The sequence below is a fragment of the Streptomyces sp. C genome, from assembly GCF_000158895.1.
Taxonomy (GTDB): Bacteria; Actinomycetota; Actinomycetes; order Streptomycetales; family Streptomycetaceae; genus Streptomyces; species Streptomyces racemochromogenes.
In genome coordinates this window covers 973,509-985,180 of record NZ_GG657750.1, presented here as the reverse complement: position 1 = coordinate 985,180, position 11,672 = coordinate 973,509, and the positions used below count along the sequence as shown (strand labels likewise).

Here is an 11,672-nt window from a genome sequence, read left to right as displayed (position 1 = left end):
CGCCACTTTGCGGACACCCCCTAGGAGCCGCTCCGGCCCGCCGCCGTGCGCAGGCCCGTCCAGTCGGGGATCTTCACCGAGCGGCGGCCCAGGGAGCGGCCCAGGGCCTCCTCGGCCGCCTCGATGGACAGCCAGCCGGGCCACTCCACCGGGTGCAGGCCCGCCGCCCGCAGGGCGTCCAGCGGGTCCTCCGGGAGGTCGCGGCGGGCCAGCGCGCCCGCGTCCTGGAGCAGCGAGGACACCGTCTCCTTGGCGCAGGGCCGGTTGGTGCCGATCACCCCGGTCGGGCCGCGCTTGATCCAGCCCGCCACGTACTCGCCCACCGAGGCCCGGCCGTCGCGCACCACCCGGCCCGCCGCGTGCGGCACGGTCCCGGTGGCCGCGTCGAAGGGCAGCCCGGGCAGCGGCACGCCCAGGTACCCCACCGAGCGCAGCACCAGCTCGGCCTCGACGTCCTCGTACGCGCCCGTCCCCGTCACCCCGCCCCGGCCGTCCGGGGCGGTCCGCTCGAAGCGGAGCCCGCGGACCCGGCCGTCGGGCCCGCCCAGCACCTCCACCGGCCGCAGGTAGAAGCGCAGCCGGATGTCCCGGGCGGCGGCCGCCGCTGCGCCGCCGCCGTCCGGGCCGGCCTCGGACCAGCCGCGCAGCACGTCCAGGTTGCGCCGGACCGCCGCGGGCAGCGCCGCCGCCGCGCCCTGGTCGTCGTACGCCGGGTCGAGGGCCAGCTCGGCGGGGTCCACCCGGGTGCCGACCCCGGGCAGCGTGCCCAGTTCGCGGAGCTCCTTGGTGGTGAACTTGGCCTGGGAGGGGCCGCGCCGGGCCACCATCGACACCGTCCGCACCCCGCTGGCGGCCAGCACGCCCAGCGCGGGCTGGGGCATGTCGGTCGGCTCCAGTTCGGGCACGCCCCGGGCCAGGATCCGCGTCACGTCCACCGCCACGTTGCCTGCGCCGACCACCACCGCCGAGCGGACCCCGCCCAGGTCGAAGGGGCCGGCGTCCGGGTGGCCGCTGTACCAGGACACGAAGGCCGTCGCGGAGTGCACCCCGGCCAGGTCCTCGCCGGGGATGCCGAGCATCCGGTCGCGGGCGGCGCCCACGCAGTAGACCACCGCGTGGTACAGCTCCAGCAGCCGCGCGGTCGGCAGGCCCCGGCCGCCGACCTCCACGTCGCCGAGGAAGCGGATCCGCTCGTCCTCCAGGACCGACCGTAGATTTCCGGTCAGCGATTTGATCTTCTCGTGGTCGGGGGCCACCCCGTACCGCACGAGGCCGTAGGGGGCCGGCAGCCGGTCCAGTACGTCGACCCGCACGCCCGGCACCTCCCGCTGCTGGACCAGCGTCTGGGCGGCGTAGACCCCGCTCGGGCCCGAACCGACGACGGCGACACGAAGCACGGCGGTACTCCTCCCGCAGGTGCTCCCAGGATGCCACCGGCCCCCGTACCCGTCAGCCCAACGCGCGCATCCGTTCGATCTCGGCGCTCTGGGTGGCCACGACCTCGTTCGCCATCTCCTCCACGGCGGTGTTGTTGCCCTGGGCGAGGGCCTCGCCCGCCATCTTCAGCGCCCCCTGGTGGTGGGCGGTCATCAGCCGCAGGAACAGCCGGTCGAAGTCGGCGCCCTTGGCCGCGGTCAGCTCCGCCAGCTGCTGTTCGGTCGCCATGCCGGGCATCGCGGCGTGGTCGTGGCCGCCGGAGCCGCCGCCCGGCGCCGGGTACCGGGAGAGCCACTTCTCCATGGCCCCGATCTCGGGCCCCTGCGCGGCCGAGATCCGCTCCGCCAGCCGTTTCACCCCGTCCGCCGAGGCCCGGCCGGGGGCGAGGGCGCTCATCGCGAGGGCCTGCCGGTGGTGTTCGACCATGTGCCGCACGTACGCGTGGTCGGCCGCGTTGGGGCTGTCGTCGGGGCGTTCCTCCGCGGCCTGTTCGGGGGTGAGCGTGCGGGCCGGGCCGCCCGGTTTCCCGGGGGCGACGACCACCGGCGAGCCGTCGCCCGCCGCCCGCGAGCCCGCGTCCTCGTCCTGGCATCCGGTGACGGTGAGGAGGAGGCCGGCGGTCAGGGCCGCCCCCAGGAATCGGCCGACTAATGCGTTTGCCATGTCCATGAAAAGCACGATACTGCCGGGGTCCAGGTTCCGTTCCCAGGAGGAGCGAAACGTACGGGCCCCCACGGGAGGCACAGTGACCTCGCACCGCAGCGTCAGAGTGCGCCACCGGAGTCTGGGGGCGGCGCTGGCCGCCGCCGGACTCCTCACCACGCTCCTGGCCACCGCCGGACCGGCGGCCGCCACCCCCGACCCGGGCGACCTGACCCCGGGTCCCGGATCCCGGCAGAACGCCGCCCCCGCTCAGGACCGCGAACTCGCCCCCGGGGAGATCCCCGGCAAGGACGAGATCGTGCACAGCGCCAACCTCAAACCCCTGGCCAACATCCCCAGCGCCAACCCGGCCGGGATCAACTCCGACCTGGCGTTCCAGGGCGACTACGCCTACGCCGGCAGCTACGACGGCTTCACCATCTACGACATCGCCAATCCCAAGTCGCCCAAGGTCGTCACCCAGGTCCTGTGCCCGGGCGGGCAGAACGACATCTCCGTCTCCGGCGACCTGCTGTTCCTCTCCACCGACTCCTCCCGCAGCGACGACTCCTGCAACAGCGTCTCGCAGCCCGCGACGGAGAAGTCCTCGTGGGAGGGCATCAAGATCTTCGACATCAAGGACAAGAAGAACCCCAAGTACATCAAGTCCGTCGAGACCGCCTGCGGATCCCACACCCACACCCTGGTGCCCGGCGGCCGCGACATCTACCTCTACGTCTCCTCGTACTCGCCCAACGAGGCCTTCCCGGACTGCAAGCCGCCGCACGACGGCATCTCCGTGGTCAAGGTTCCGAAGAAGGCCCCGACCCGGGCCGCCGTCGTCGGCTTCCCGGTGCTCTTCCCGGACGGCGGCAACCCGGGCGCGCCGACCAACCCCGGCGTCTCCAAGACCACCGGCTGCCACGACATCACCGTGCTGCCGTCCAAGAACCTGGCCGCGGGCGCCTGCATGGGCGACGGCATCCTCTTCGACATCAGCAAGCCGGAGCAGCCGAGGGTCATCGACCGCGTCCAGGACAACGTCAACTTCGCGTTCTGGCACTCGGCGACCTTCAACGAGCGGGCGAACAAGGTGGTGTTCACCGACGAACTCGGCGGCGGTGGCGGCGCCACCTGCAACGAGGCCACCGGACCCAACCGGGGCGCCGACGGGATCTACGACATCACCGGCCGCGGCGACCAGCGCAAACTGGTCTTCAAGGGCTACTTCAAGATCCCGCGCCACCAGGCCGACACCGAGAACTGCGTCGCCCACAACGGCTCGTTGATCCCGGTCGGCGGCGGCCGCGACATCATGGTCCAGGCCTGGTACCAGGGCGGCGTCTCGGTCTGGGACTTCACCGACTCCACGGCCCCCAAGGAGATCGGCTACTTCGAGCGCGGCCCGCTCAGCACCGACCAGCTGGGCCTCGGCGGCTCGTGGTCGGCGTACTACTACAACGGGCACATCTACTCGAACGACATCGTCAAGGGCCTCGACGTGCTGAGGCTCGACGACTGGCGCACCGAGAGCGCCAAGTGGGTGCGGATGGACCGGCTCAACGTGCAGAGCCAGCCCGAGTACCACTGACGGCCGTCACCCCGCACCAGGGGGAAACGTTCCGCCGGGCGGCCCCCCGTCCGGCGGGACACCCAGCTCCCAGTCCAGCCCGTACCGCTGGAACAGCTCCGCCCGCAGCCGGGACGCGGGCATCGGCGCCCCCGGCAGCAGCACCGCGACCACCGCCCCCATCAGCAGCGCCCGCAGCAGCGGGTAGTCGGTGTCCACGTCCGCCGAGCCGTACGCCGCGACGGCCCCCCGCAGCAGCTCCGCCAGGCGCTGCTGCTCCGGACACCGGATGAACCCCTCCGCCTGGAGGATGCCCGCCATGTGCGTGCGCATCAGCCGGGGCTGGTCCCGGGCCAGCCCGAGGATCGCGTCGATCGCCCGGGCCAGCAGCTCCCGTCCGTCCTCGGAGCGGGGCTCGCGCTCCAGGGCCGCCTCCAGCGTCAGGTGCATCAGCCGGTGCACGGCGGACTGGAGCAGCTGGCGCTTGCCGGGGAAGTAGTACGAGACCAGGCCGCGCGCCGCGCCCGCCCGGTCGGCGATGTCGCCGAGCTTCGTCGCCTCGTACCCGCGCTCGGCCACCAGTTCGACCGTAGCCTGCAGCAGCCGCTCCCGGGAACGTCTGCGCAATTCTTCATTGACCGACGGGCTGCGCGGGACCATGCTTACTCCTGCGTTGACTGGCTCCGAGCCAATATACTCAGCGCGCGGGACCGTCTGCTCGGGGCGACGCGGGGGATCGCCCCGAGCAGGCATGCCGAAACGCCGCGAGCGACACCACGGCCACGCCCAGCAGCCAGCCCGCGAGCACGTCCGTGAACCAGTGGACGCCCAGGTAGAGCCGGGTGAAGCCGACCCCGAGCACCGAGACCGCCGCCATCGTCCAGGCCGCGGCCACCGCGCCCGCCGGCGCCTTCGCGGGCAGCAGCCACAACAGCAGCCCGCACACCACCGTGGCCGTCACCGCGTGGCCCGAGGGGTACGCCGAGAAGTGGGCCGTCGCGACCGGATCCGGCCACTCCGGGCGGGCCCGGCCGGTCAGCGCCTTCAGCCCCTGCTGCACCGCCGCGGCCACCAGCACCGCCGCCCCCACCCGCACCGCCCGCGAGCGGTCCCCGCGCCACCAGAGCCACAGGCAGGCCAGGGCGGCCAGGGCGCGCATCGTCCACGGGTCCCAGACCCAGTCGGAGAGGACCCGTACGAGGTGGGTGACCCCGCGATGGGTGACGGCATAGGCGTGCAGGTCCCGCGCGAGCCGGTCGTCGTACGAGATCAGGGGCGGCCGGCCGGCCACCACGAGCACGGTCAGCACGGCCGCGAGCAGCGCGCAGCCCACCCCGGCCCTCGAAAGCCACGTGTTCCGCATGCCCTTGATCCTGTCAGCACGCGGGCCGCGCGTTTCAGGCCAGCGCGCTCAGCCCCGGTACGAAGGCCACCAGCAGCGGAACGGCCGGAACCAGCGCGGCCAGCGCCGCCAGCCTCAGCCGGCGCGCCGGCGACAGGCGCGGCGGGGCCGACAGCAGCCGCCGCACCCGCTGCGGGACGTGTGCCTCCTCGGGCCCGCACGGCCCGAACACGCCCCGGTCCTCGTTCAGTCCGACCAGGGCCAGGGCGACGGTCAGCCGGCCGTAGCGCCGCGAGGCCACGTCGTCGGCCGCCAGCTCCACCAGCCGGTGCATCTCCGCCTCGAACGCGGCGAACACCGGCACCTGCGGGAACCCCTGGGCCAGCGCCCGCGAGCAGTGCAGCAGCCAGTCGTGCCGGGCCGCCACGTGCCCCTGCTCGTGCGCGAGCACCGCGTCGAGCTGGCTGCCCTTGAGCCGGCCGAGCGCCGCCGTGGTCACCACCAGCCGCGGCGCCGCCCCGGGCTGCCACCAGGCCTCCGGACGCGGACCCTCCAGCACCACCAGGCGCGCCGCGGCCGGGTCCTCGCCGGGCAGCAGCGGGGCCCGGACCAGGAGTTCGGCCCCCCGGGCGCGCCGCCGGGCCCGCGCCCGCAGCACCTCCCGCGCCAGCATCGCCCCGGTCCACAGGCCCCCGCAGGCCAGCGCCAGCGCCGTACCCGCGGCCCAGGCACCGCCCTCCGCGCCCAGCGCGTACGCGTCGGCCACCCCGTGCGGGGCCACGGCGAACAGCCGGCCCCGTACCGCCTGCCAGGCGGCGGCCGCGCTCAGCAGCATCGACAGCGCCAGGCACAGCAGGGTCGCGGCCACCACGCACTGCCACACCCACAGCGCGACCACCGGTTCGCGTTCGGGCCACTGGGCCCGGGCCAGCAGGCGGGGCGCGAGCACCGCGGTCAGTGCGCCGAGCAGCAGGAGAGCGGCGGGGACCATCATGTCCGCCAGCCTATGAGCGCGGCCCCGCCCACGGTACGGGCCCGGGGCATTGGTGACGCAGGACACGTCACCGCCGCGGCCCGACACCCGTACCAGCGGCCTCACATGGCCAGCAGCATCGCCAACATCCCCGTCCCCATGGCCAGTCGGCAGGCCCGCGTCAGCTCCCCGGCCCCGCCCGGCGCCCCGCCCGGGGCCCCCGCGGGGATCGCGGCCACCGGCTGCGCCGCACCGCCCGCCGTCACCAGCCGGGCCCCGCCCAGCAGCACGTACCCGGCGTAGTAGAGGAGCAGCGCCCCCGTCACCACGGGCAGCCCCGCCCGGCCGTGCCCGTGCCCGGCGGTCATGGCCAGGGCCATGTACACCATCGCCAGCGAGCCGACCAGGTGGTGCGCGTGGTGCACCCCGCCGCGCAGCAGCCACAGCGCGTGCAGCGCCGCCCCGCAGAAGACGGCCAGCAGGACCGAGGGGCCCCACGGGCCGGTGTCCGCCGGCAGGGCCATCGCCGCCATCCCGAAGCCCATCACCGCCTCGCCGGCGGCCGCCCCGCGCGTGCGCCGGTCCGCTCTGCGCGACCGCAGCAGGCAGTACCCGCCGCTCGCCGCGCACAGCGCCACGAGCATCCAGGCCAGGGTGAGGGGCATCGCGGATCCGTGCACGGCGGAACCTCCCGGTTCGTCGGCGTCAGCAGAAGGGATTCCCTGCTCACGCCGCCCTCACGCCGACCCGGGTTAGGCTCTGCTTGCCGTACCCGGCATGTCATATGCCGCCGCGATGAACGGAGCCCCCGATGCCGACCGCCCAGCCCGCCGCCGCCCTCAGCTTCCGCAGCGCCGTGGAGGCGGACGTACCGGACCTGGTGGCCCTCGTCGAGTCGGCCTACCGCGGCGACGCCAGCCGGGCCGGCTGGACCACGGAGGCCGACTTCCTGGACGGGCAGCGCACCGACCCGGCGGGCGTGGCCGCGATCATCGCCGATCCGGACGGCGTCCTGCTGGTGGTGGAGCGCGCGGGCGAGCTCGTCGCCTGCTGCCAGCTCGAACACCGCGGGGACCACGCCTACTTCGGCATGTTCGCCGTGCGCCCCGGGCTCCAGGGCGCGGGCCTCGGCAAGGAGGTCCTGGCGGAGGCCGAGCGCCGGGTCCGCGAGACCTGGGGCGCCCAGCAGATGCGGATGACCGTGGTGAACGTGCGGGAGGAGCTCATCGCCTACTACGTGCGCCGCGGCTACGAACGCACGGGCGAGCTGAGCCCCTTCCCCTACGGCGACGAGCGCTTCGGCGTGCCGCTCCGCGACGACCTGGCCTTCGAGCTGCTCGTCAAGGCGCTGTAGTTCGCAGTACGCGGTACGCCTATGCGGTGAAGCGGCCGGTGCTGCGGATCTCCGGGAAACCGGTGGCCGCGCCGTCCAGTTGCAGGGCCCGCGCGAGCCGCAGCCGGTCCAGGGTGTCGACCGCCAGGCCCGTCACCCGCAGCCCCGCCGCGTGGGCCGCCTCCACCGTCTCCAGGGTGAGCCGGCGGATGTCCAGGGCCACGGTGCGGGCGCCCGCCGCCAGCGCCAGGTCCACGAGGTCCTCGGCGCCCGCTCCGGGCCGCTCCGGGTGCAGGGCCGTCCGGACGCCGGGGGCGTGCCGGGCGACCGCCGCGAGCACCTCGCCGTCACCGGAGGCCACCTCCACCCGGGTGGCCAGGTCGCGGCGCACGATCAGCTCCGCCAGCGCGGTGGCCGCCGCCCGGTCCCGCACCGCCACCTGCAGCGGGATCCGGACGGCGTCCAGGACCTCCTCCAGGACCGGGACGCGTTCGCCCTGGCCGGCGTCCAGTGCGCGCAGCTCGGCGAGGGTCAGGTCGGCGACGGCGCCCGTGCCGTCGGTGGTGCGGTCGACCTCGGCGTCGTGCAGCACGACCAGGGCGCCGTCCTTGCTGAGGCGCACGTCCAGCGCGATGACGTCCATCCCGCAGCGTTCCGCGCGGACGAACGAGCGCAGGGTGTTCTCCGGCTCGACACCCATGACCCCGCGGTGACCGATGGTGAGGAAAGTCAAGGTTCTCTCGCTTCCGTCGAGGGCGGCTCCCCGCGCGGTCGCGGTGTCCCGACCGGCCGCGCGCGGTGAGGACGCATGCTAGTGCGCCCCGCGCGCGATGGGACCGGTCGTGCAGGGCCCCGCGGAAGCCCTCCGGCCGCTTCCCGCCAGGGGTGCGCGCCGCCCGGCGGGCCCGGGGCGCCGTGTCGCGTCACCCCTGCGTGGGCGCGTCCCCGCCGGCTTGACGGGCGGCCCGCTCCCCGGCTTCGGGGGCCGCGTCGGCGGCCCGTGCCGCGGCCTCGCGGAGGTCGTCGAGCAGGGCCCCGGCCAGGTCCAGCTCGGCCAGGTGCTGCCGCTCGCTCCAGCGCAGCGCGAGTACCGGGAAGGCCCATTCCGGTACGTCCGCTGCGTGTTCCATGGCCTCCCGTACGGCGGCCAGCTCGCCCCGGGTCCGCTCCACGTGGTCCTCGACCATCGCGCGCAGCCGTTCCGGCTCGGCCAGGTGCCCCAGCCAGATCCGCAGCAGCAGCCCGTGCTTGAGGACGGGAGGCCCGGCGTCCGCGGTGTCGCAGGCCCAGCCCGCGAGGGCCTCGCGGCCCGCCTCCGTGATGGTGTAGCGGCGCTTGGCGCGGACCTCCTCGGGCCCCGAGCGAGCGGAGGCCGCGTAGCCCAGCTCCTCCAGGCGGCGCAGTTCGGCGTAGATCTGGCTGATCGCGGGCGACCAGTAGAAGAAGCGCAGGGACGAGTCCGCCCACTTCTTCAGTTCGTAGCCGGTGCGCTCGCCGGGGAACGACAGCAGGCCGAGCACCGCCCACGCGGTCGGCGGGAGCTCTTGCTTCTTCGAGGTCTGACTACTAGTCATATTTCTAATCGAAGCAAGACCGGGCACGGGACGCATCCCTGGAGGCATTGTGAAATTCTCCGTGATCTTCGAGGCTCAGCTGGCCGATCCGACCGTGGAACGGGAACACCAGGTCATCCGGGACTGCGTCGAGCAGGCGGTCCTTGCCGAACGCATGGGATTCGACCGGATCTGGGCCGTCGAGCACCACTCCTTGAAGTGGTACGCACACATGAGCGCCCCGGAGGTTTTTTTGACCTGGATCGCGGCCCGGACGCACACGATACGCATCGGCCACGGCGTCGTGTGCATGCCCTTCAACTTCAACCACCCGGTGCGCGTGGCCGAACGGGCGGCGATGCTCGACCTGCTCTCCGGCGGGCGGCTCGACCTCGGCGCCGGGCGCGGCGGCACGGAACAGGAGACCTCGCTGTGCGGGGTGGACCGGGAGCGCACCACCGCCGAGGTGGAGGAGGCGCTGCGGATCATCGGGAAGGCCTGGCAGGAGGAGGAGCTGGAGTACCACGGCGAGCTGCTGGACATCGACCCGCACCCGATCCTGCCGCGCCCGGCCCAGCGGCCCCATCCGCCGCTGTTCCTGGCGTGCAGCCGGAGCGAGACCCTGGTGCAGGCCGCCGAACTGGGCGTCGGGGCCCTGGTGATGGGCTTCGCCGGGCCGGAGTCCATCGCGGGGATGCGGGCCGTGTACGACGCCGCGCTCGCGGCCCGCGACGGCAGCCGGTTCGTCTCCACGGCCGTCAACGACCACTTCTCGGTGCTCTGCCCGACCATCGTGCTCGACGACCCCGGGGAGGCGCGCCGGATCGGCGTCCGGGGGCAGCGGTTCTTCGCGCAGTCCATCGGGCACTGGTACGGCGGCGCGGGGATCCCGGACGAGGCGGTGGTGGCCGGCGCCGACGAGGCGGCGGAGATGCGCCGGGCCGCCGAGCAGGTGGTGGCCCGGCTGCACGAGCTGGACATCCCGGTGCGGCCGACCTCCACGGCCACCTTCCACGCGGACCACGCCTACGGGAGCGCGGACGAGGCCATCGCGTACGTGGAGCGGCTGCGGGCGGCGGGGGCGGACGAGGTGATGTGCCTGGTGCAGATGGGGACGGTGCCGCAGGAGGCCTGTCTGGAGACCCTGCGGCAGTGGGGGGAGAAGGTCATCCCGCACTTCCGGGAGGGGCGCGGCGGTGCGGACCCCGCCTGAGCAGGGGAGTTCCCTGATTCTTTTCGCCGTGCCGCCGGTGGGGGCCGAACGGGTCAACTACTAGGCGGAGTGGTGGATTCCACCGTGAGTTACGGGAAGACTTCCGGTGGAGTGGGGGGTCCCACAGGATAATTTCCTTAGATTCCTCTTGAGCAGGGGAGCCTCGCATGCATACGCTGTCTTAACGCGAGGTTCTCCTGTGGAGGAAGTGACATGACGGAAACTCTTGTGCCGGGCTCCGGCGGTGCCGTGATAACCGCTGGCGCGCGGGTGGTCGACCACCCCGCCTGGCCCGTGCTCAAGGCCGCCGTGGAGGAGATCCGCCCCTGGCAGGCCAAGGACGGATCGATCGACTTCGACGCCGAGGGCGCCCCCGCCCGCGCCGACGTCGAGGCCGCCGTCGAGCGGGTCGCCGGTGCCGTCGAGGAACTGTCCCCGCTGCTGCCGCACGCCACCGCGTACCACGCGGCGCTCGTCGCCGACCTGCGCAAGTGGGTCGCCGAGGGCTTCGGCGTGCCGGACTTCCTCGACTCCCTGCTGGCCTTCCACCCGGCCGCCCAGCGCGCCGACGGCCTGCAGCACCTCGTGGTCTTCCCGATGTACACGCAGAACGGCAACCCGGACCGCAACTTCGAGGCCGTCGTCCTGAAGATGGTGTGGCCCGCGTGGCTCTCCGAGCTGGAGCGCACCCGGTACGACAACCCGCTCTTCCTCGGCATCACCCTCGAGGACTTCACCCCGGGCTACGACACCCACTCCGCCGTGCTCTTCCCGGAGACCATCGCCGTGCGCGAGGCCCCCGAGCGCTTCACCTGGGGCGGCATCTTCTGCGACCGCGAGGCCGCCCGCTACCGCAAGGTCACCAGCGCTGCTGTGGACATCCTGGGCATCGAGCTGCCCGAGGACATCGCCCGCATGGTCGAGGACCAGGAGCGCTGCGAGAAGGCCTTCGTCCTGTGGGACATGGTCCACGACCGCACCCACAGCCACGGCGACCTGCCGTTCGACCCCTTCATGATCAAGCAGCGCCAGCCGTTCTGGATGTACGGCCTGGAGGAGCTGCGCTGCGACCTCACCGCCTTCAAGGAGGCCGTGAAGCTGGAGTCCGAGGGCAACGAGCACGGCCGTGACGTGCAGTACGCCGTCCTCTTCGACCGGATGTTCCGCTTCCCGGTCTCCGGTGACCGCAACCGCAACTACGACGGCCTCGGCGGCCAGCTGCTCTTCGCGTACCTCCACAAGCACGACGTCGTGCGCTGGACGGACAACAAGCTGAAGATCGACTGGATGCGCGCCCCGCAGGTCACCAACCAGCTGTGCGCCGAGATCGAGGACCTCTACCGCGCGGGCATCGACCGCCCGAAGCTGGTCCACTGGTTCAAGGCCTACGAGCTGGTCTCCACCTACCTCGCCCCGCACCCGGGCTCCAAGTGGGCCAAGGGCCCCGACGCCCTGGACCTGACGCAGCCGCCGCGCAAGCTCGTGGACGACGTGCTTCCCGACGAGTTTCCCCTCAGCATGTTCTACGAGGCCCTCGCCAAGAAGCTCAAGGGTGTGATCGCCTCCACCAAGGGCATCACCCCGGCGAACGCGGACGACACCGAGCGGG

12 protein-coding genes are annotated in these 11,672 nt (G+C 73.3%); 4 read left to right on the top strand and 8 right to left on the bottom strand.

From position 1 onward, the window contains the following. Positions 1 to 20: 20 nt before the first annotated feature. Both SSNG_RS04370 and SSNG_RS04365 read right to left on the bottom strand, forming a co-directional pair. Positions 21 to 1,397, bottom strand: a complete 1,377-nt coding sequence (locus SSNG_RS04370; RefSeq protein WP_007262589.1) for an FAD-dependent oxidoreductase — start codon at positions 1,395 to 1,397, stop codon at positions 21 to 23. A gap of 52 nt (positions 1,398 to 1,449) precedes the next feature. Continuing rightward, the gene (locus SSNG_RS04365) at positions 1,450 to 2,106 is read right to left on the bottom strand and encodes a DUF305 domain-containing protein (protein WP_007262588.1); all 657 of its coding nucleotides are present in this window, start codon (positions 2,104 to 2,106) and stop codon (positions 1,450 to 1,452) included. A 76-nt stretch (positions 2,107 to 2,182) separates the two neighbouring features. Between SSNG_RS04365 and SSNG_RS04360 the strand changes: the two genes are divergently transcribed. Then, a complete protein-coding gene (locus SSNG_RS04360) occupies positions 2,183 to 3,670 on the top strand; it encodes a hypothetical protein (RefSeq protein ID WP_007262587.1) in 1,488 nt (495 codons plus the stop codon). A 6-nt stretch (positions 3,671 to 3,676) separates the two neighbouring features. Here SSNG_RS04360 and SSNG_RS04355 read toward each other — a convergent pair whose 3' ends face one another. From SSNG_RS04355 to SSNG_RS04340, 4 genes are all read right to left on the bottom strand, one after another. Continuing rightward, complete coding sequence (locus SSNG_RS04355; protein ID WP_042800519.1) at positions 3,677 to 4,309, bottom strand: TetR/AcrR family transcriptional regulator; 633 nt, start codon at positions 4,307 to 4,309, stop codon at positions 3,677 to 3,679. A gap of 37 nt (positions 4,310 to 4,346) precedes the next feature. Further along, positions 4,347 to 5,012 carry a phosphatase PAP2 family protein gene (locus tag SSNG_RS04350; protein WP_007262585.1) on the bottom strand — a complete coding sequence of 222 codons (666 nt, stop codon included), beginning with the start codon at positions 5,010 to 5,012 and terminating at the stop codon, positions 4,347 to 4,349. Between the two features lie 34 nt (positions 5,013 to 5,046). After that, positions 5,047 to 5,985, bottom strand: a complete 939-nt coding sequence (locus SSNG_RS04345) for a M56 family metallopeptidase (RefSeq protein WP_007262584.1) — start codon at positions 5,983 to 5,985, stop codon at positions 5,047 to 5,049. Between the two features lie 101 nt (positions 5,986 to 6,086). After that, complete coding sequence (locus SSNG_RS04340) at positions 6,087 to 6,629, bottom strand: DUF5134 domain-containing protein (RefSeq protein WP_206731278.1); 543 nt, start codon at positions 6,627 to 6,629, stop codon at positions 6,087 to 6,089. A 146-nt stretch (positions 6,630 to 6,775) separates the two neighbouring features. On the opposite strand from SSNG_RS04340, the gene SSNG_RS04335 reads away from it, so the two are divergent. After that, the gene (locus tag SSNG_RS04335) at positions 6,776 to 7,318 is read left to right on the top strand and encodes a GNAT family N-acetyltransferase (RefSeq protein WP_007262582.1); all 543 of its coding nucleotides are present in this window, start codon (positions 6,776 to 6,778) and stop codon (positions 7,316 to 7,318) included. A 19-nt stretch (positions 7,319 to 7,337) separates the two neighbouring features. Here SSNG_RS04335 and SSNG_RS04330 read toward each other — a convergent pair whose 3' ends face one another. Both SSNG_RS04330 and SSNG_RS04325 read right to left on the bottom strand, forming a co-directional pair. Beyond that, a complete protein-coding gene (locus SSNG_RS04330; RefSeq protein ID WP_007262581.1) occupies positions 7,338 to 8,030 on the bottom strand; it encodes a glycerophosphodiester phosphodiesterase family protein in 693 nt (230 codons plus the stop codon). Between the two features lie 190 nt (positions 8,031 to 8,220). Next, positions 8,221 to 8,871, bottom strand: coding sequence for a PadR family transcriptional regulator (locus tag SSNG_RS04325; protein ID WP_206731277.1), 651 nt, complete (start codon positions 8,869 to 8,871; stop codon positions 8,221 to 8,223). 49 nt (positions 8,872 to 8,920) lie between these two features. On the opposite strand from SSNG_RS04325, the gene SSNG_RS04320 reads away from it, so the two are divergent. Together SSNG_RS04320 and SSNG_RS04315 are read left to right on the top strand one after the other, a co-directional pair. Beyond that, positions 8,921 to 10,063 carry an LLM class flavin-dependent oxidoreductase gene (locus SSNG_RS04320; RefSeq protein WP_042800518.1) on the top strand — a complete coding sequence of 381 codons (1,143 nt, stop codon included), beginning with the start codon at positions 8,921 to 8,923 and terminating at the stop codon, positions 10,061 to 10,063. A 213-nt stretch (positions 10,064 to 10,276) separates the two neighbouring features. Then, on the top strand, positions 10,277 to 11,672 hold a 1,396-nt coding region (locus SSNG_RS04315; protein ID WP_007262578.1), incomplete at its 3' end, for a DUF6421 family protein.

Bases quoted from the DNA above. Each gene is read 5' to 3' on its own strand.
- SSNG_RS04365 (WP_007262588.1), bottom strand. From the start codon at position 2,106: ATGGACATGGCAAACGCATTAGTCGGCCGATTCCTGGGGGCGGCCCTG.
- SSNG_RS04355 (WP_042800519.1), bottom strand. From the start codon at position 4,309: ATGGTCCCGCGCAGCCCGTCGGTCAATGAAGAATTGCGCAGACGTTCC.
- SSNG_RS04350 (WP_007262585.1), bottom strand. From the start codon at position 5,012: ATGCGGAACACGTGGCTTTCGAGGGCCGGGGTGGGCTGCGCGCTGCTC.
- SSNG_RS04345 (WP_007262584.1), bottom strand. From the start codon at position 5,985: ATGATGGTCCCCGCCGCTCTCCTGCTGCTCGGCGCACTGACCGCGGTG.
- SSNG_RS04340 (WP_206731278.1), bottom strand. From the start codon at position 6,629: ATGCCCCTCACCCTGGCCTGGATGCTCGTGGCGCTGTGCGCGGCGAGC.
- SSNG_RS04335 (WP_007262582.1), top strand. From the start codon at position 6,776: ATGCCGACCGCCCAGCCCGCCGCCGCCCTCAGCTTCCGCAGCGCCGTG.
- SSNG_RS04325 (WP_206731277.1), bottom strand. From the start codon at position 8,871: ATGACTAGTAGTCAGACCTCGAAGAAGCAAGAGCTCCCGCCGACCGCG.